General features: G+C 65.2%; 16 protein-coding genes. 9 read left to right on the forward strand and 7 right to left on the reverse strand.

What is annotated here, in order from left to right; all coding sequences use genetic code 11:
- The first annotated feature begins 207 nt into the window (after positions 1-207).
- From trpE to trpD, 5 genes are read left to right on the forward strand one after another with little or no spacing between them, the layout of a single operon-like run.
- Positions 208-1,710, forward strand: coding sequence for an anthranilate synthase component I (trpE, locus tag AB3G31_RS20690; RefSeq protein ID WP_367847926.1), 1,503 nt, complete (start codon positions 208-210; stop codon positions 1,708-1,710).
- Entirely contained in the window at positions 1,707-2,888 is a 1,182-nt protein-coding gene (locus AB3G31_RS20695) for a YhcG family protein (protein ID WP_367847927.1), read from the forward strand. Before trpE ends, AB3G31_RS20695 begins: the two co-directional genes overlap by 4 nt.
- Positions 2,885-3,460 carry an aminodeoxychorismate/anthranilate synthase component II gene (locus tag AB3G31_RS20700; protein WP_367847928.1) on the forward strand — a complete coding sequence of 192 codons (576 nt, stop codon included), beginning with the start codon at positions 2,885-2,887 and terminating at the stop codon, positions 3,458-3,460. Before AB3G31_RS20695 ends, AB3G31_RS20700 begins: the two co-directional genes overlap by 4 nt.
- Entirely contained in the window at positions 3,457-4,128 is a 672-nt protein-coding gene (locus AB3G31_RS20705) for a LysE family translocator (protein ID WP_367847929.1), read from the forward strand. Before AB3G31_RS20700 ends, AB3G31_RS20705 begins: the two co-directional genes overlap by 4 nt.
- Before the next feature lie 14 nt (positions 4,129-4,142).
- Complete coding sequence (gene trpD, locus AB3G31_RS20710; RefSeq protein WP_367847930.1) at positions 4,143-5,162, forward strand: anthranilate phosphoribosyltransferase; 1,020 nt, start codon at positions 4,143-4,145, stop codon at positions 5,160-5,162.
- A 12-nt stretch (positions 5,163-5,174) separates the two neighbouring features.
- Here the strand turns inward: trpD and AB3G31_RS20715 are convergent, their stop codons facing one another.
- From AB3G31_RS20715 to AB3G31_RS20740, 6 genes are all read right to left on the reverse strand, one after another.
- The gene (locus AB3G31_RS20715; RefSeq protein WP_367847931.1) at positions 5,175-7,196 is read right to left on the reverse strand and encodes a methyl-accepting chemotaxis protein; all 2,022 of its coding nucleotides are present in this window, start codon (positions 7,194-7,196) and stop codon (positions 5,175-5,177) included.
- A 204-nt stretch (positions 7,197-7,400) separates the two neighbouring features.
- On the reverse strand, positions 7,401-8,246 hold the full coding sequence (locus tag AB3G31_RS20720; protein ID WP_367847932.1) for a DUF2189 domain-containing protein: 846 nt from the start codon (positions 8,244-8,246) through the stop codon (positions 7,401-7,403).
- A 153-nt stretch (positions 8,247-8,399) separates the two neighbouring features.
- Positions 8,400-8,909: a DoxX family protein gene (locus AB3G31_RS20725; protein ID WP_367847933.1), complete on the reverse strand. Its 510-nt coding sequence runs from the start codon at positions 8,907-8,909 to the stop codon at positions 8,400-8,402.
- A complete protein-coding gene (locus AB3G31_RS20730) occupies positions 8,890-9,663 on the reverse strand; it encodes a DUF2063 domain-containing protein (RefSeq protein WP_367847934.1) in 774 nt (257 codons plus the stop codon). The genes AB3G31_RS20725 and AB3G31_RS20730 overlap by 20 nt, the downstream gene beginning before the upstream one ends.
- Positions 9,660-10,601: a DUF692 domain-containing protein gene (locus tag AB3G31_RS20735; protein ID WP_367847935.1), complete on the reverse strand. Its 942-nt coding sequence runs from the start codon at positions 10,599-10,601 to the stop codon at positions 9,660-9,662. The genes AB3G31_RS20730 and AB3G31_RS20735 overlap by 4 nt, the downstream gene beginning before the upstream one ends.
- Positions 10,602-10,620: 19 nt before the next feature.
- The gene (locus AB3G31_RS20740; protein ID WP_367847936.1) at positions 10,621-10,923 is read right to left on the reverse strand and encodes a DUF2282 domain-containing protein; all 303 of its coding nucleotides are present in this window, start codon (positions 10,921-10,923) and stop codon (positions 10,621-10,623) included.
- Between the two features lie 130 nt (positions 10,924-11,053).
- Here AB3G31_RS20740 and AB3G31_RS20745 point away from each other — a divergent pair, with 130 nt between their 5' ends.
- From AB3G31_RS20745 to AB3G31_RS20760, 4 genes are all read left to right on the forward strand, one after another.
- A complete protein-coding gene (locus AB3G31_RS20745) occupies positions 11,054-12,085 on the forward strand; it encodes an NAD(P)H-dependent flavin oxidoreductase (protein WP_367847937.1) in 1,032 nt (343 codons plus the stop codon).
- 173 nt (positions 12,086-12,258) lie between these two features.
- Entirely contained in the window at positions 12,259-15,393 is a 3,135-nt protein-coding gene (locus AB3G31_RS20750; RefSeq protein ID WP_367847938.1) for a glycoside hydrolase family 3 N-terminal domain-containing protein, read from the forward strand.
- Positions 15,394-15,411: 18 nt separating this feature from the next.
- On the forward strand, positions 15,412-16,080 hold the full coding sequence (locus tag AB3G31_RS20755) for a PEP-CTERM sorting domain-containing protein (RefSeq protein WP_367847939.1): 669 nt from the start codon (positions 15,412-15,414) through the stop codon (positions 16,078-16,080).
- Between the two features lie 72 nt (positions 16,081-16,152).
- Positions 16,153-17,157 (forward strand): LacI family DNA-binding transcriptional regulator, encoded by a 1,005-nt coding sequence (locus tag AB3G31_RS20760; protein ID WP_367847940.1) that lies wholly within the window; start codon positions 16,153-16,155, stop codon positions 17,155-17,157.
- A gap of 4 nt (positions 17,158-17,161) precedes the next feature.
- Here AB3G31_RS20760 and AB3G31_RS20765 read toward each other — a convergent pair whose 3' ends face one another.
- Positions 17,162-18,343 carry a patatin-like phospholipase family protein gene (locus tag AB3G31_RS20765; protein ID WP_367847941.1) on the reverse strand — a complete coding sequence of 394 codons (1,182 nt, stop codon included), beginning with the start codon at positions 18,341-18,343 and terminating at the stop codon, positions 17,162-17,164.
- Positions 18,344-18,478 lie beyond the last annotated feature (135 nt).

Here is an 18,478-nt window from a genome sequence, read left to right on the forward strand (position 1 = left end):
TGTCCATTCCACGCACGATCACTGCAGGCTGCCCCGGCCAGGGAGCCTGGTCTTGGCGCAAGCCACATTCTGCGCGCACCTGAATTGCACGGCGCGGCCGTGCGCCCCACGCCTCACCCCCTGAGGCTGAATCGACATACAGCACCCCGTGCTGTGCCCCCGGCCCCGCCATGAAACGGGCCCGGACTCTCTCACAAAGGCACTTCCGTGATCACCGAACTTGAATTCAAAAGCCTGGCCCAGGACGGGTACAACCGCATCCCCTTGATGTTGGAGGCCTTCGCCGACCTGGAAACCCCACTCTCGCTCTACCTCAAGCTGGCCCACACCCGCAATGGGGGCGCCTACAGCTTCCTGCTGGAGTCGGTGGTGGGTGGCGAACGCTTTGGCCGCTACAGCTTCATCGGCCTGCCCGCCCGCAGCTTCCTGCGCGCCAGCGGCTTTGGGGCGGCGGCCACAACCGAAGTCGTGCGCGACGGCGTGGTGGTGGAAACCCACCAGGGCAACCCGCTGGACTTCATCGAGGCCTACCAGAAGCGCTTCAAGGTGGCCTTGCGCCCCGGCCTGCCGCGCTTCTGCGGTGGCCTGGCGGGCTACTTTGGCTACGACGCGGTGCGCTACATCGAGAAAAAGCTCGAAGCCAGCTGCCCGCCCGACACCCTGGGCTGCCCCGACATCATGCTGCTGCAGTGCGAAGAGCTGGCGGTGATCGACAACCTGTCGGGCAAGCTGTACCTCATCGTCTACGCCGACCCGACCCAGCCCGAGGCCTACCCGACCGCTAAAAAGCGCCTGCGTGAGCTGAAAGAGCAGCTCAAGTATTCGGTCAGCGCGCCCATCGTCAAGCCCACCCAAAGCCACCCCACCGAGCGCGAATTCGCCAAGGCCGACTACATCGCCGCGGTGGAACGCGCCAAGGAGCTGATTGCGGGCGGCGACTTCATGCAGGTGCAGGTGGGCCAGCGCATCAAGAAGCGCTATACCGAGTCGCCCCTGTCGCTGTACCGCGCGCTGCGGGCGCTGAACCCCTCGCCCTACATGTTCTTCTACAACATGGGCGACTTCCATGTGGTGGCGGCCTCGCCCGAAATCCTGGTGCGCCAGGAGTCCATGGCGAATGGCGAGCAAAAGGTCACCATCCGCCCGCTGGCAGGCACCCGCCCCCGCGCCTCCTCGCCCGAGGCCGACAAGGCCGTCGAAGCCGAGCTCATCGCCGACCCCAAGGAGCGCGCCGAACACGTGATGCTGATCGACCTGGCCCGCAATGACATCGGCCGCATCGCCAAGATCGGCACGGTCAAGGTCACCGAAGCCTTTGCGGTAGAGCGCTACAGCCATGTGATGCACATCGTCAGCAACGTGGAAGGCACGCTGCTGGACGGCATGAGCGCCATCGACGTGCTGAAGGCCACCTTCCCCGCGGGCACTTTGACCGGCGCGCCCAAGGTCCACGCCATGGAGCTGATCGACCAGCTGGAGCCCACCAAGCGCGGCCTGTACGGCGGCGCCTGCGGCTACATCAGCTATGCGGGCGACATGGACGTGGCCATCACCATCCGCACCGGCATCATCAAGAACCAGACCCTGTACGTGCAAGCCGCCGCCGGGGTGGTGGCCGACTCGGTGCCCGAGCTGGAATGGAAAGAAACCGAAGCCAAAGCCCGCGCCCTGCTGCGCGCCAGCGAACTTGTTGAAGAAGGTTTGGAGTGAGCTCGCCTGCTCTGCTCGAATTCAAAGAGCTGGTCCAGTCCATCGTCCATGTGCACCAGGAACTGGGGGCGCAAGCCGCACGCGCCGTCAACCTGAGCCTGACACTGCGCAACTGGATGATTGGCTACTACATCGATGCCTTTGAGCTGCGCGGTGCCGATCGTGCGGGCTATGGCGACCAGCTGTTTGCCAACCTGGCGCGCGAGCTCACCGCCGCGCGCCTTAGCAACTGTGACAAACGCCAGCTCTACCGCTACCTGCGGCTGTTTCGCACCTATCCGCAGATTGTGGGGACGCTGTCTCCACAATTGAAAACCCTGCTTCCATGGGGAGGCCCGACCGAAGTGCATTCCCAGAAAGTGGTGACAGCGTCCCCACAATTGGCGGCAGATGCACTGGTGGCCCAGTTTTCATACAGCCACCTGGAGTTGCTGGTGGATGTGGAAGACGACCTCAAACGGCATTTTTTTGAGGTCGAATGCTTGCGCGGCCACTGGTCGGTAAGGGAACTCAGGCGGCAAATCGCAAGCCTGTACTACGAGCGCAGCAGCCTTTCCACCAACAAAAACCTGCTCTCTGCCCAGGTGCAAAGCCAGGCTGAGCAGAGTGCAGCCACGCTGAGTGTGCGCGACCCCTATGTTTTTGAGTTTTTGGGCATCAAACCCCAAGAGGTGATGCACGAGTCGGCCCTGGAAGATGCCATTTTGGGCAACCTGCAAGACTTCCTGCTGGAGCTGGGCCATGGCTTTTGCTTTGAGGCCCGCCAGAAGCGGCTCTTGATTGGCAGCGAACACTTCTTTGTAGACCTGGTTTTCTACCACCGCATCCTGAAATGCCACGTGCTGATCGAACTGAAAACCGGCAACTTCAGCCATGAAAACATCGGCCAGCTCAACACCTATGTCAGTTGGTACAAGAAAAACATGGTGCTGGAAGGCGACAACCCACCCATTGGCATTTTGCTGTGCACGCAGAAAAACCAGCCCCTGGTGGAGTACGCGCTGGCAGGCATGGACAACCAATTGTTCGTGTCCAAATACCAGCTAGAGCTACCCAAGCGCGAAGAGATGGAGCGCTTTTTGGCCGACACGCTGCGGGAAGCGGAGGTGGCAGACACCCCAGCCCCCGATCTTCCACACCATACATCCCCCATTTCCACGTCCAGGAGCCTCTCATGAAACTGCTGATGATCGACAACTACGACAGCTTCACCTACAACATCGTCCAGTACTTCGGTGAACTGGGGGCGGATGTGGAGGTGGTGCGTAACGACGAAATCACCCTGGAAGAGATCGCCGCCCGCGCGCCGGACCGGCTGGTGATCTCGCCCGGCCCCTGCTCACCCAAGGAGGCGGGCATTTCCGTGGCCGCCATCCAGCACTTTGCGGGCAAGCTGCCCATCCTGGGCGTGTGCCTGGGGCACCAGGCGATTGGCGCAGCCTTTGGCGGCACCATCATTCGGGCGCAGCAGCTGATGCATGGCAAGACCAGCGTCATCACCACCACGCAGCAAGGCGTGTTTGCCGGGCTGCCGGAGCAGTTCACGGTGAACCGCTACCACTCGCTGTCCATCGAGCGCAGCAGCTGCCCGGCTGATTTGGACATCACCGCCTGGACCGACGACGGCGAAATCATGGGCGTGCGCCACAAGACGCTGGCCATCGAAGGTGTGCAGTTCCACCCCGAGTCCATCCTCACCGAGCACGGCCACGCGATGCTGAAAAACTTCCTGGACCAGGGGGCGCGGTGACGCTCGAAACGCTGGGCGTCAATCACCTGCCGCTGTTCATCGCTTCGGGCTGGCTGCTGAACCTGACGCCGGGGCCGGACGTGTTCTACATCCTGTCCAACGGGCTGCGCGGCGGCTGGCGCGCGGGCGTGGTGGCGGCCATGGGCATCACCGCGGGCTGCTTCGTGCACATCTTTGCCGCCGCGGTGGGGGTCAGCGCGCTGATCACCGCGTCGGCCACGGCCTTCACCGTGCTCAAGTGGCTGGGCGCGGCCTACCTGGTGTGGGTGGGCATCCAGATGCTGCGCGCACCCGCACCGGCGGATGCTACAGATTCAGGAGCTACTCACGCACATGTAATAAGCGCTAGCGGCCAAAAAAGCTTGAAAAAAGTGTTTCTGCAAGGTTTCTGGACCAATGCGCTGAACCCCAAGGTGGCGCTGTTCTTTCTGGCCTTTTTGCCGCAGTTCATCACCCCGGGCGCACCGCAGCCCACGCTGGCTTTCCTGCTGCTGGGCCTGCTGTTCAACCTGAACGCCGTGCCCATCAACCTGGGCTATGCCCTGCTGGCCGCCTGGGCCGCCCAGCGCATGGGCGCGGTGCGGCGCGGCATGCACTGGCTGGAACGCTGTGCGGGCGCACTGTTTGTCGGTTTTGGTATCAAACTGGCCCTGTCGGCCAAACCCTGAAAGCGAGTCCCCCCATGATCACCCCCCAAGAAGCCCTGCAACGCACCATCGAACACCGCGAAATCTTCCACGACGAGATGCTGCACATCATGCGGCTCATCATGCGCGGCGAAATGTCGCCGGTGATGATGGCCGCGCTGATCACCGGCCTGCGCGTGAAGAAGGAAACCATCGGTGAAATCACCGCCGCCGCCCAGGTGATGCGCGAGTACTCCACCAAGGTCCACGTGGCCGACAAGACGCATCTGGTGGACATCGTCGGCACTGGTGGCGACGGCTCGCACACCTTCAACATCTCCACCTGCTCCATGTTTGTGGCCGCCGCCGCCGGGGCCAAGGTCAGCAAGCACGGTGGGCGCAGCGTCAGCAGCAAAAGCGGCAGCGCCGACGTGCTGGAGAGCCTGGGCGTCAACATCAACCTCTCGCCAGAGCGCATCGCCCAATGCGTAGCCGAGGTCGGCATCGGTTTCATGTTCGCCCCCAACCACCACCCGGCCATGAAGAACGTGGCCCCGGTGCGCAAGGAACTGGGCGTGCGCACCCTGTTCAACATCCTCGGCCCCCTGACCAACCCCGCCGACGCGCCCAACATCCTGATGGGCGTGTTCCACCCCGACCTGGTCGGCATCCAGGTGCGCGCCCTGCAGCGCCTGGGCGCCGAGCACGCGCTGGTGGTCTACGGCAAGGACGGTATGGACGAGGTCAGCCTGGGCGCCGCCACCGTGGTGGGCGAGCTCAAAAACGGCGAAATCAGCGAATACGAGATCCACCCCGAAGATTTCGGCATGACCATGGCCAGCCACCGCAATCTGCGCGTGGAAACCCCCGAACAGTCCAAAGCCATGCTGCTGGGCGTGCTGGACAACGACCACGGCGCCGCGCGCGACATCGTGATTTTGAACGCCGGGGCTACCCTCTACGCCGCCAACGTGGCGGGCTCGATGGCCGAAGGTTTGGTGCTGGCGCGCAAAGCGATTGAGTCCGGTGCCGCCAAAGCCAAGTTGCAGGCCCTGGTCGACGCTACGGCGGGCTAATCCCTTCGGGTCTTAAAAAGACGCCCAATCCGAGGCACTGTCGGCTGACTTGGTAGGTACCGGCCTTGGCTGAGGCGCGGCCAGTTTGGCCGGGCTGGGCCGTGGCGCCACCGGCTTGGCCGCCGACAGCGGGGGCCCGCTGCGTGCCGCCGGGGCGGGTATGGCACGCACGGAGGGCGGCACACGCACCGGCGCGATGGCGGCGACCCGCTGGCGGTCATGGTGGGCGGCACCGGCCCCCAGTTTGAACACCCCCACCACCTGCACCAGATCGCCCGCCTGGGCCTTCAGGCTGCTGGCGGCCGCCGCCATCTGCTCGACGAGCGCCGCATTTTGCTGGGTGGTCTGGTCCATTTGCGTCACGGCTTCGCCCACCTGGGCCACGCCCTGGCTTTGCTCGGAGCTGGCGAGGCTGATGGCGCCCATGATCTGGGTGACACGCTGGATGGAGCTGACCACCTCGGTCATGGTGGTGCCAGCCTGGTCCACCAGGGTGGTGCCCTGCGCGACCCGCTCCACGCTGGCCGAGATCAGCAATTTGATTTCTTTGGCTGCATCGGCCGAACGCCCCGCCAGGGACCGTACCTCGCTGGCCACCACCGCAAAGCCCCGGCCCTGCTCGCCCGCACGGGCGGCTTCCACCGCGGCATTGAGCGCCAGGATGTTGGTCTGGAAGGCGATGCCGTCGATCACGCTGATGATGTCGGCGATCTTCTTGGAGCTGTCGTTGATGCCCTTCATGGTCTCGACCACCTGGCCGACCACTTCGCCGCCCTGGATGGCGACCGTCGAGGCGCTCATGGCCAGCTGGTTGGCCTGGCGGGCGTTGTCGGCGTTCTGGCGCACGGTAGAGCCCAGCTCTTCCATCGACGCGGCGGTTTCCTCAAGCGCGCTGGCTTGGTGTTCCGTGCGGGCACTCAGATCGTTGTTGCCTTGCGAGATTTCGGCACTGGCCATGGCCACGCCGTCCGCGCTGCTGCGCACCCGCTGCATCACGGCATCGATCTTCTCGACAAACTGGTTGAAGCTGGAGGCAATGGTGGACAGTTCGTCGTTGCCCGTGGTGGCAACACGCAGGGTCAGGTCACCGTCACCCGAACCCACCTCTTGCATGGCATCGCGCAGCACCGTCAGGCGGGTCAGGGTCTTGCTGAGCACGCCGGCAATGACGAGCAACACCAGCACCACCACGACCAGGCAACCTAGAAACGATGTCCACACCATGGCCCGGATACTGGCCATGGCCTCGTTGCGGTGCAGCGCCACCACCAGGGTCCAGTCGGTACCGGCAATCGGTGCCGCGTAGACCAAGCGGTCCTCATCGCGGACGCGGACCTCGGTCAGCCCTTGCAAGCGGGTCAAGCCCCCCTGGCCCAGGCTGGGGGCGATGTCGGTCACCGGCTTGAGCAGCAGACTGGCATCTTCATGGACCACGATCGTGCCGTCCTTGGCCACAATAAAGCCGTAGGTGCCTGGTGTGGGGCGGATGGAAGCCACGTTGCGCAACACGGTATCCATGTACACATCGGCCGCAATCACCGCCTTCACCTGGCCTGCGTCTCTGGAAGCAGAGGCAAAGGTAATGACCAGCTTTTTGGTGCTCGCATCGACATAGGGTGCCGTCACCACCGGGGCGGAAGCCGCTGCCGCCTGCAGGTACCACGGGCGCGCAGTGGGGTCCCATCCTGGCGGCACGGTGGGCTTCTCCGAGAAGAAAGCCTTCTTGTCGGGATAGCCGATGTACACAGAATCGACGCCACCGGCAATCTTGGCTTGTGCCAATGACTTGACGGGGTCTTCATCGTTCACCGCGGTCGCCAACGAGGCCACCACCCGCTGGTTTTGCGCAACCCATTCGGCAACGCCTTCGGCATGGGAGCGTGCCAACGACTGGGTCTGGCTGTCCAGCGAATCCAGCGCATAGGTCCGGGCCGTCCATACATTGTTGGCAGACAGACCGACCAAGCCGACCAGCAGCACGGCACCGGTGACCGCCACGATCTTCCCACGCAAGGAGGTAAAAATTGCAGACATAAAAACTCCCAACAAGGTTATAGATTCGCGCGCGCACCATGGGCGACCACCCTGACCACACAGTCGAAAACAGGGGTCCCTGGCTCCGTATTGTTACGAAACGTTACCCAGCGCACATTTTGCCGAAAATCCTGTCTCCAATGCGGCGACGGCTGTGCCGGGCGCGGATTTATTTACCGGCCCCAACACCCGCGGCCTGGAGCCTCAGGTCCCTGCCGGCCCAGGTTCAGCCCAGCGCACGGCGCGCCGGTAGGCATGCCAGCTCGCATGCCCGAGCCAGGGACCGACCAGCAGCAGCCCCACACTCCAGGGCAGCAGCATCGCCCCGAGCAGCAGCGAGGTGATAAGAACGCCCCACAGCAGCATGGTCAGCGGGTTCGAGGTGACCACCTGGAAGCTGGTGATGGCGGCGGTGATGGCGTCGGTATCGCGGTCCAGCACCATGGGGATGGACACCACGCAAAAGGCGTACACCAGCCCGGCAAAGACGCTGCCCACCACCAGATACGTCGCCAGGAACTGCCAGTTATCGGGGCTGAAGACGGCCTGCAGCACGTTGGCGGTAGACGGCATGCCGGTGTGGAAGAACACCGCAAACACCACCAGCGAGGCCCGGCCCCACAGCAACTCCAGCACCATCAGCACCAGGACCAGCATCGCCATGCTGCGGATGTGCGCGTCCCAGCAGGTGATGGATGCGCCCAGCTCGGGCACCAGGCCGAGCTCGCGGCGGCGGCTGACCTCGTACAAACCCATGGCCAAAAACGGCCCCACCAGAAAGCAGCCCGAGACAATCGACATGGTGTATTCCGGCTGGTGCCGAAAAACCGCCGCCAGCACCACCGCCATCAGCCAGAAGCACAGGCCGTAAAACAGCGCAATACCCTTGGCCGCCAGCAGGTCACGCCCGCCTGCGGCCAGCCAGCGCAGCGGGTCGGCCAGGGCCAGCGCCACGATCTCGCGCTGGGGCGCGGTGCTGGGCGGCGGCACGTAGGGCACATAGCCAGTGGGCGGCGGGGTGGTGGATTCGGTGTCGGGCAAGGGTTGCATCGCGTGGGTGGGCCGGTGGAAAAACCCTGCCAGTATGGGCAGCCGCAGCCGCCTCCGTCAATCCGGGCTTGCGCGGGCCCAGGCAGGGTGCGAGGCTACCCTCCTTTAAGCCAAACATGCCGCTAGCGCCCATTCATAGAGCGTGAGCAGCTATTAGATATGTAGCAAATACCACCCCCGGCGCCGCGCGATCCACGCATCCACCGACAGCTTCCCCGGCCCCTGCGCCACCAGGTACAGCAGCAGTGCCGCCCAGGTGCCGTGGGTGGGGTAGGCGTCGGGGTAGACGAAGAGCTGGATGGTCAGCGTCATGCCCAGCAGGCCCAGGGCCGACAGGCGCGTGGCCAGGCCCAGCAACAACAACACGGGAAAGACATGCTCGGCGCAGGCGGCCAGGGTCGCGGCCAACTCGGGGGGCAGCAGGGGCAGCTTGTACTCCTGCTGGAACAGTGCCACGGCCGAGTCCGACAGGTGCGGCCAGCCCAGGTGGAGCTCGCCGCCCACGAGGTCGATGGCCAGGCCCTCGACCTTGGTCTGGCCAGACTTCCAGAACACGGCGGCGATGGAAAAGCGGGCCAGCAAGGCGATCGCCGAATCGGGGATGCGCGTGCAGGCGGCGATGAAGCGGCGCACGAGGGATGGGTCAGGGCTGGTGGTGGTCATGGGGCTCTCCGGTCGAAAGGCGGGTGATGAGTTGCTGGCGTATCAGCAGGGCCAGGGTGGCGGGCAGGTCCAGCGTGGGGTCGCTGCGGGTGGCGGCCAGCAGGCTGCAGCCCTGCTGCAGGGCGGTGATGAAGGCCCCGGCGGCGGCAGAGACCTCCAGCACCTCCACGTCCAGCCCCCGGCGCGACACCAGTGCGGTTTGCGGCAGCGCAGGGTCTACGTCGGCGGCCTGTAGCGCACCCCGGTGGGCCGCCCAGAGCGAAAACACGGCGAAGCGGGATGCAATGACCTGCAACGATGGGTGCAGGTCCAGCCGCAGTTGAGCCAGCTGCTGCGGGTCGGCCAGCGCGGCCTGCAACGCCTGGGGGGCCACCGCATCTACATCGGCAGCGTGGTAGGCACGCACCCGGCCCATCTCCAGCCGCGCCACGTCAGCCAGGTAGGGCACGCTGGCGGCAGGCCCAAAGTTGTCGACAAAAGCGGCAAAGCCTGCGCCGTACCAGGCCATGGCCCGGGTGTGCGGCGGGTGGGCCTGCACGTACAGGCGCGCCATGGCCCGAAAGAAGTCCCCGCCCACCAACTCTTGCACGGCGGGAAAGGTGTCGGCCAGCGCATCCACCAGCGACACGGCTAGGTTGTTGCGGTAGATGGCAAAGCGTGCGGCGGGGTCGGAGCCGTTCCACACCCGCAGGCCGGTGGGTGCGGGCAGTGCGGGGTCGAGCACGGCGGCGGCGAAGGTGGTTTGGGATGTCATTGCACACCCTCACCCCGGCCCTCTCCCGCGCGGCGGGAGAGGGAGTAAGGCAGCGCATTCCGTATTGCGCCCTCTCCACCTTGGGGGAGCAGGTTGGCGTGAGGGGGTTGGGCCGCCAACATTGCTTGCGCCGCCCGCGCCTCGGCCCACAGCACCGGCCAGGCAGGCACGTCGTTGTCACGCTCGACCAGGGTGGGCACGGGGCCAGTCAGGCCCAGCGCAAAGGCATACAAATCCCATACCGCCTGGGCCACGGGTGCGCCGTGGCTGTCGATCAGCAGCGGGTCGCCTGCACCGTCCTGGGTTTCGGCAAAACCGGCCAGGTGGATCTCGCCCACGGCCTGCAGCGGCAGGGCCTGCAGGTAGGTGTGCGGATCAAAGTGGTGGTTCACGCTGCAGACAAACACGTTGTTCACGTCCAGCAGCAGGCCGCAGCCGGTGCGGCGCACCACCTCGCGGATGAAGTCCGCTTCACGCCAGGTGGAGGCCACAAATTCCACATAGGTAGCGGGGTTCTCCAGCAGCATGCGGCGCTGCAGGCGGGTCTGCACCTGGTCGATGTGGTCGCACACGCGTTGCAAGGTGGCGGCGGTGTAGGGCAAGGGCAGCAGGTCGTTCAGGAACACGTCGCCGTGGGTGGACCAGGCCAGGTGCTCGGAAAAGGATTGGGGGGCATAGCGGTCGAGCAGCACGGCCAGCGCGTCAAGGTGGGCGGTGTCCAGCGGCGCGTCGGCCCCGATGGACAGGCCCACGCCGTGGATGGACAGCGGATAGCGTTCGCGGATGCGGGCCAGATAGTGGTGGGCCGGGCCGCCGTCTACCAGGTAGTTCTCGGCATGGACTTCAAAAAAACCCAGGTCGGGTGCGGTGTCCAGAATCTCCCGGATGTGGGCAGATTTAAGGCCGATGCCCACACCGGGCGGCAAGGTTGTGGGCATGGCGGGCCTTGGACAGTGTTTACATCTTGGCGGGGAAAGCCATCTTCTGGCCCATGCCGGTCGGCGAGGTGGCGGACTTCATGGATTCGCAGGTGCCTGCGGGCACATACTTCCAGGAATTGGCCTGGTAGTCCATCTTGGAAGTACCCGCACAGGTGGTGCCCGCACCGGCGGCACAATCGTTCTTGCCGGCCATGGCCACACCGAAGCATTTTTCTTTTTCGTCGGCAGCGGCAGCCGGGGCGGCGGCCATCGCCAGGGCAGAGCCCAGGGCCAGGGCCAGCACAGCGGTGGAAGCGAAGGATTGGGTGGAAGCGGTCATGAAGATCTCCGGTTGAAAAAAGCACTGAGGGGTTGAATACAGCAGGGTGTTTCGCCTTGCTGGGGGGTAGTCGGGCGGAAACTGCGGTTTCTTACACTGGCGGCATCTTTTTTCTACCGAGAACCACGCCATGCACCTCTGTACCCTGCTGGGCACCCAACTGCCCCTCATCCAAGCCCCCATGGCCGGGGTCCAGGGCAGCGCCCTGGCTGTGGCCGTGAGCAACACCGGGGGCCTGGGCTCCCTGCCCGCCGCCATGCTGGGGCTGGACGCCTTGCAGGCCGAGCTGACGCGCATCCAGGCGCAGACCACGCAGCCCTACAACGTCAACTTTTTCTGCCACACGCCCCCACCGCCTGCCGATGACACGCCCTGGCGCGCGGCGCTGGCACCGTACTACCAGGAGATGGGACTGGACCTGGCCTGCATCGTGCCCGGCCCGGGTCGCGCACCGTTCAGCGCCGAGGCCGCGCACCTGCTGCGCACCTTCAAGCCGCCAGTGGTGAGCTTCCATTTCGGCCTGCCCAGCCCGGCCCTGCTGGAGGTGGTGCGCAGCTGGGGGGCCAAGGTGCTGTCGTCCGCCACCACGGTAGAAGAAGCCCTGTGGCTGCAGGCGCAGGGGGTGGATGCCATCATTGCCCAGGGCCTGGAGGCGGGCGGGCACCGCGGGCACTTCTTGGCAGACGACCTGACGCGGCAAATGGGCACCTTCGCCCTGCTGCCGCAAATCGTCAAGGCCGTCAATGTGCCGGTGATTGCCGCCGGGGGCATTGCCGATGCCCAGGGCGTGGCAGCGGCCATGGCGCTGGGCGCAGCGGGGGTGCAGATCGGCACCGCCTACCTGCTGTGCCCCGAGGCCACCACCAGCGCCGTGCACCGGGCCGCGCTGCAAAGCGAGGCGGCACGCCACACGGCCTTGACCAATGTGTTCACTGGACGGCCCGCGCGCGGCATTCTGAACCGGGTGATGCGTGAGCAGGGCCCCATCAGCGCAGCGGCCCCGGCATTCCCCATGGCGACCGCCGCCATGGCCCCGCTGCGGGCGGCGGCAGAGCGCTTGGGGCAAGGCGATTTCTCGCCGCTGTGGTCGGGGCAGAACGCCAGCGGCTGCCAGGCGCTGCCCGCGGCAGAGGTCACGCGGCTGCTCGCCCAGGGCTTCTAAAACCCACTCCGTTACATAAAGAAACACATGTAGCGGAGTTACACGTAGTTACCGAGGGCATCTACCGATGCCATGCCGTGGGTTGCAAAGACAATGTAACCGCTTACATTGCATGGATTTGGGAGCCCGATCACCCGGACCATGCCCGTTTTTCCACACCCACTGGAGACAGCATGCATTACGACTTACCAACCCACCGACGCAGAGGCCTGGCGGCACTGTGCAGTGCCGCCTTGCTCGCCGGATGCGGGGGCGGCTCCAGCCCGGCGGCGCTGACCGACCTGCAGGCCAAGGCGGCGGCGGCTGCCACCCTGCCCCAGTACGCCGACTGGCCCCACATCACCAGCGACCTGCCCAGCAGCGCCGCGCTGGAAGCCCGCATCAAGACCATCGTGGACGGCATGAGCCTGGCGGAAAAAGTAGGCCAGATGACGCAGCCCGAAATCAAGAGCATCACGCCCGACCAGGTGCGCCAGTTCTACATCGGCTCGGTGCTCAACGGCGGCGGCTCCTGGCCGCAGAACAACAAGCACGCGCTCTCCAGCGACTGGGTCAAGCTGGCCGATGCCTACTGGATGGCCTCGATGGCCACCGACTCCAAGGTGAAGATCCCGGTGATCTGGGGCACCGACGCGGTCCACGGCCACGGCAATGTCTATGGCGCCACGCTGTTCCCGCACAACATCGGCCTGGGTGCCGCCAACGACCCGGCGCTGGTGCGGCGCATCGGCCAGGCGGTGGCCACGCAGGTCGCCTCCACCGGCATCGACTGGAGCTTTGCGCCCACGCTGGCGGTGGTGCGCGACGACCGCTGGGGCCGCACCTACGAGGGCTACTCCGAAGACCCGCTGATCGTCAACAAATACGGCTACGAGATGATCAAGGGCCTGCAAGGCGACCTCACCAAACCCACCAACGTGATCGCCACCGCCAAGCACTTCATGGGCGACGGCGGCACCGACCAGGGCAAGGACCAAGGCGTGAACATGTCCAGCAAAAGCGAGATGGTCAACATCCACGGCCAGGGCTACTACTCGGCGCTGGGCGCAGGCGCGCAGACCGTGATGGCCTCCTTCAACAGCTGGACCAACGAGAGCCTGGGCATCACCGTGGGCAAGATGCACGGCAGCAAGGAAATGCTGACCGATGTACTGAAAACCAAGATCGGCTTTGACGGCTTTGTGATTGGCGACTGGAACGGCCACGGCCAGGTGCCTGGCTGCAGCGATGCCAGCTGTGCCCAGGCCATCAACGCCGGGGTCGACATGATCATGGTGCCCGACCAGTGGCAGGGCTTCATCACCAACACCATGGCCCAGGTGCAAAACGGCACCATCCCCATGGCGCGCATCGACGATGCCGTGACCCGCATCCTGCGGGTCAAGATGCGCGCCGGTATCTTCAGCGCCAAGCGCCCCCTGGAGCGCCTGAACGCTGGCGATGCCGCCCAGTTGCAACACCGCGTGCTGGCCCGCGAGGCGGTGCGCAAATCGCTGGTGCTGCTGAAGAACAACAACAACCTGCTGCCCCTGGTGCGCGGCCAAAAAGTGCTGGTGGTGGGCAAATCGGCCGACAACCTGTCGAACCAGACCGGTGGCTGGTCGCTCACCTGGCAAGGCACCTCCAACACCAACGCCGACTTCCCCAATGCCGACAGCATTCTGGCGGGCATCCAGGCCGCCACCGGTGCCGCCAACGTCACCTACAGCGCCACGGGCGCAGGTGTCAACCTGGCCGACTTCAAGGCGGTGATCGCCGTGATCGGTGAAACGCCGTACGCCGAAGGCGTGGGCGACATCGGCAAAACCGGCACGCTGGAACATGCCCGCCGCTACCCCGAAGATCTGGCCGTGCTGAACGCCGTGAGCGGCAAGGGCGTGCCGGTGGTCACCGTGCTGGTGACGGGTCGCCCGGTGCTGGTCAACAAGGAGATCAACCGTTCAGACGCGTTTGTGGTGGCCTGGCTGCCCGGCACCGAGGGCAAGGGCGTGGGCGACGTGCTCTTCCGCACCTACAACGGCAAGGTCAACTTCGACACCATGGGCAAGCTGTCTTTCTCGTGGCCCAAGTCGGGCTGCCAGACCCCGCTGAACGTGGGCGACGCCGCCTACGACCCGCTGTTTGCCTACGGCTACGGCATGCGCTACGCCGACCAGAAAACCCTGGCCCCACTGGACGAAACCGTGCCCACCCTGGGCTGCGGACAAACGGCTGGGGGCGGCACCACCGCGGTGGACCTGGAGATCTTCAACTCCACCGACCAGGCCCCGTTTGCGCTGGGCATCGGCTCGCCCGAAAACTGGGGCGGCACCTTGCTGGGCTCCGACTTGAACGCGGTCATTGCCCACGCCACCCTCAAGGCCGAAACCACCCAGGTGAACGTGCAGCAAGACGGCAAGAAGCTCACCTGGACCGGCACCGGCCAGTTCTACGCGCAGCAGCCCGGCACCAGCGACCAGCAAAGCTACCTCAACTCGGACGCGGCACTGGTGTTTGACACCATCGTGCACCAGCTGCCCGAAGGCCTGGTCAAGGTGCGCATCGACTGCAGCTACCCCTGCATCGGCGAAGTGGACGGCACCACGCTGTTCAGCACCCTGGGCCTGAACACCAAGCGCACGGTCAAGCTGCCACTGAGCTGCTTTGCCGCCAAGGGCACCGACTTCGCCACCATCAACACGCCGTTCCTCGTGTACACCGAGAAAGCCTTTAGCGCCTCGTTTGCCCACATCCGCTGGGTGCCGGGTGCCGCCAAAGATGCCGACGCGGTGGCCTGCAACACCCTGGTGCCGCCCGATGTGGCCCTGCCCACGCCCAAGCCCGGCCCCACCTACACCGTGTTCAACAACGGCGTGGTGTCCGACGGCTTCAAGGCCAACACCTATTCCACCAACGGTGTGCACACCAGCTTCAGCGTGCTGCCCACGGGCGAGCTGGCGCTGAACTTTGCCGCCGACGGGGGCGACGGCCTGCTGTTCTTCAACGACAGCGGCCCCATCAACCTGGGCAACTTCACCGGCGGCAAGCTGCAGTTCGACATCAACGTGGGCAGCTACGGCAGCAACACCGGCGGCCTGGTGGTGAAGATGGAAAGCGCAGGCACCAACTGCAACACCGGCGACGTGCTGTTTGGCCGCCCTGCCGCGGGTGGCTGGCAACCGGTGAGCATCAACATGGCCACTATCACCGCGGCCCAGTCTGCCTGCTTTGACCTGCGCCGCACCAACGTGCCGTTTGCCATCTTCCCGAAATGGGGTGACCAGCAAGGCGTGCAGTTCCAGGTGCGCAACGTCCGATTCGTCCAATAAGTTTCAACAGGAAAATACATGTCCACAACCCACATCTTCGCGGCAGCCCTGCTCGCCTGCGGCCTGGCCACCTCGGCCCAGGCCTCGCTGGTCACCTTCACCGGCGGCACGGTGACCCACAATGACGGCTCCACCCACGTCACCAACAACGCCGTCAACTGGGACGATGTACACAGCTACGAAGAAGCCGGTTTCCGCTTCACCTTCATCGGCACCGACTCGGCTTTTTCCAGCAACGTGGGCGACTTCTACGAAGTGGGCAACGACGTGCTGCAAGGCCACTGGGCCACCGGCAACTTTGGCTACCTGACGCAGATCCGCCTGACCCGTACCGACGGCGGCGCCTTCAGCCTGGGCGGCTTCGACCTCGTCGCCAACACCGATGTCGGCGGCGGCCCGGCATCGGGCAATGAGCAGGTCTACGTGCACGCCTCGGCCGACGGCAGCAGCGACGACTTCGCGCAGTTGCTGCCCAGCAAAGACACGGGCTTTCCCGCCACGCCCTTTGCGCTGGGCTCGCCGTTCAGCAATGTGCGGGCGATCTGGTTTGACGTGACGGGTGCGTCCGACAGCTTCGGCATCGACAACCTGCAGGCCAGCGCCAACAGCGTCCCCGAACCCGGCTCGCTGGCCTTGCTGGGCGTGGGGGCCTTCGGGCTGTGGGCCACACGGCGACGGATGCGCTGAGCCGCCTGGGGTGGGCGGTAAGATCAGGTGACAGGGGTATTTGAACCCCCAGCCACCTGAAGCGTCCACCCCATGTCCACCATCCACACCGTTGCCGCCCGGGCCGGTGTCTCCAGCGCCACCGTCTCCCGGGTCATGAACGACCCGCACAAAGTGCGCGAAGCCACCCGCCTGAAGGTGGAAGCCGCCATGCGCGAGCTGGACTTTTCGCGCAACAGCTTCGCCGCCTCGCTGGCGAGCCGACGCTCGGAATGTGTGGGGCTGGTGGTGCCGCATTTGTCCGGGGCCTTTTTTGCCCCGCTGGTCAATGCCATCGAAGAAGCCGTCAGCGCCGTGGGCAGCTACCTCATCGTCACCTGCGGCAAGAACAGCGTGGACGAGGTGGCCAACGGCCTGCAATTTCTGCGGCAGCGGCGCTGCGATGCCATCATCCTGTACCCCGGCCAGTTGTCCGACCAGGCGCTGGCCGAGATGCTGCGCCACAACCCGCACATGGTGGTCATCCACCGCACCGTGCCGGGCTTTGAAGCCCGCTGCGTGCAACTCGACAACCACACCGGTGGTCGCCTGGCGGCCGAGTACCTGCTGCGCTGCGGCCACCGCGACATCGGGGTGATTGCCGGGCCGCGCTCCAACCCGGAAAGCATGCAGCGCCTGGACGCCTTTCGCAGCACCCTGAAAGCCGCCGGTTTAACGCTTCCGTTGAAACGCGTGTGCGAAGGCGACTTCCACTTCGCCTCGGGCAGCACCTGCATGGCCGCTCTGCGGGCCCGCCAACCGGCCTTGAGTGCAGTCTTCTGCCTGAACGACCAGATGGCTTTTGGCGCACTGAATTTTTGTCGGGCCGCCGGTATCGCGGTGCCCACCGAGCTATCGCTGATCGGCTTTGACGACGTGGAATACGCCGACCTGATCCACCCGCGCCTGACCACGGTGCACCACCCCGTGGCCGCGCTGGCCCGCACCGCCGCCCAACTGGCCTTGCGGCTGGCCGCCGGGGAGGTTTTGACCGAACCCCAGCGCCTGCTGGAGCCCACGCTGGTGGTGCGCGACTCGGTCGAAATGCGGGCAGGTTAGGCGGCTAGAGCCCCTCGGGCTTGGTCAAGTCCAGCACATTCACGCCCGCCGGAGGGCGGTGGCGGTGGAGCCAGCGCGGGTCGGCCAGGCTGCGCTCCACGTCGGCGCGGCCAGCAGCCCAGTGCTCGCGCACCGTAGCGCGCGAGAACTCGTAGTCTTTGGACTGGGTTTCAAAGTGCTTGCTGCGGTGGATCAGGTGCACGATGGTCACGGCGGCAGCCGATCCGGCGTTCAGCAGCTTTTTCAGATCCGGGTCGTTGGCAAACTCGGGCGGCAGCTTGGCGGCCAGCTTTTGGGCGGCGCTGGAGAGCTTTTGCTGTATCGCCACCTGGTCGGTGTTGAAGCGGGTGCGGCTGGCAAACTGGATGTCCTTGCCCCGCTCGGCCACCTCGCTCAGGTTGCGTGGCATATGGCCCCGGGCGCTGAACAAATCCACCTGGAACACCAGCATGTCTTCGGCGGCAGGCTGGTCGATCACGTACTGCAGCGGGGTGTTGGACACCAGCCCGCCGTCCCAATAAAACTCGCCGTCCACCTCCACCGGCGAAAAACCCGGTGGCAGCGCGCCACTGGCCATGATGTGCTGCGGGCCCAGCGGCTTGGTGTGCATGCGGTCGGCCGAATCAAAGTAGGCAAAGTTGCCGGTGGTCACGTTGACCGCGCCTACCGACAGCCGCACATTGCCGTCCGGGCAGTTGCGGTTGATGCGGTCAAAGTCCACCAGCTTGTGCAAGGTGGCGCGCAGCGGCTCGGTGTCGTAAATGCCCAAAGCCGCCAGCGTGCCCTGCGGCTGGTACTGCGCCGCCGGTACCCGGGGCTTGAAGAAGCCCGGCACACCCAGCATCGACACCATGGCCGCGCTGGACTCGTTGAAAAACTCGCGCGCCTGGACGCCCCACTCGGAAGGCGGTGCCGGGGCCACCAGCTGGGACGACACACCCTCCCAAAACTCCTTCAGCCGAGGCACCCGCAGCGCCGGTGGGTTGCCCGCGATGATGGCCGCGTTGATGGCCCCAATCGACACACCCGCCACCCACTCGGGGCAAATGCCGTTTTCTTGCAGCGCCTCATACACCCCCGCCTGGTAGGCCCCCAAGGCGCCGCCACCTTGCAGCACCAGCGTGCATTGCTCGTGGTGCGGGCCGGGCAAGGCCTTTTTGGACGCAGTAGATGCAGAAGAAGCCACGGTAAAACCTTTCAGACAAAGCCATGTTGCAGTGCAGTATAGGGGGCTGTCTGGCCGGATGGATGTCCGTCCGGCAAAGACATGCAGCGCCCAAATCACTACACAATTTATAGCTACTTACGCTGATGGAACAAG

The organism is Rhodoferax sp. WC2427, from assembly GCF_040822085.1.
In the GTDB taxonomy this organism is placed as follows: Bacteria; Pseudomonadota; Gammaproteobacteria; order Burkholderiales; family Burkholderiaceae_C; genus Rhodoferax_B.

Bases quoted from the DNA above. Each gene is read 5' to 3' on its own strand.
- AB3G31_RS20700 (WP_367847928.1), top strand. From the start codon at position 2,885: ATGAAACTGCTGATGATCGACAACTACGACAGCTTCACCTACAACATC.
- trpD (WP_367847930.1), top strand. From the start codon at position 4,143: ATGATCACCCCCCAAGAAGCCCTGCAACGCACCATCGAACACCGCGAA.
- AB3G31_RS20715 (WP_367847931.1), bottom strand. From the start codon at position 7,196: ATGTCTGCAATTTTTACCTCCTTGCGTGGGAAGATCGTGGCGGTCACC.
- AB3G31_RS20720 (WP_367847932.1), bottom strand. From the start codon at position 8,246: ATGCAACCCTTGCCCGACACCGAATCCACCACCCCGCCGCCCACTGGC.
- AB3G31_RS20725 (WP_367847933.1), bottom strand. From the start codon at position 8,909: ATGACCACCACCAGCCCTGACCCATCCCTCGTGCGCCGCTTCATCGCC.
- AB3G31_RS20730 (WP_367847934.1), bottom strand. From the start codon at position 9,663: ATGACATCCCAAACCACCTTCGCCGCCGCCGTGCTCGACCCCGCACTG.
- AB3G31_RS20735 (WP_367847935.1), bottom strand. From the start codon at position 10,601: ATGCCCACAACCTTGCCGCCCGGTGTGGGCATCGGCCTTAAATCTGCC.
- AB3G31_RS20740 (WP_367847936.1), bottom strand. From the start codon at position 10,923: ATGACCGCTTCCACCCAATCCTTCGCTTCCACCGCTGTGCTGGCCCTG.
- AB3G31_RS20745 (WP_367847937.1), top strand. From the start codon at position 11,054: ATGCACCTCTGTACCCTGCTGGGCACCCAACTGCCCCTCATCCAAGCC.
- AB3G31_RS20750 (WP_367847938.1), top strand. From the start codon at position 12,259: ATGCATTACGACTTACCAACCCACCGACGCAGAGGCCTGGCGGCACTG.
- AB3G31_RS20755 (WP_367847939.1), top strand. From the start codon at position 15,412: ATGTCCACAACCCACATCTTCGCGGCAGCCCTGCTCGCCTGCGGCCTG.
- AB3G31_RS20760 (WP_367847940.1), top strand. From the start codon at position 16,153: ATGTCCACCATCCACACCGTTGCCGCCCGGGCCGGTGTCTCCAGCGCC.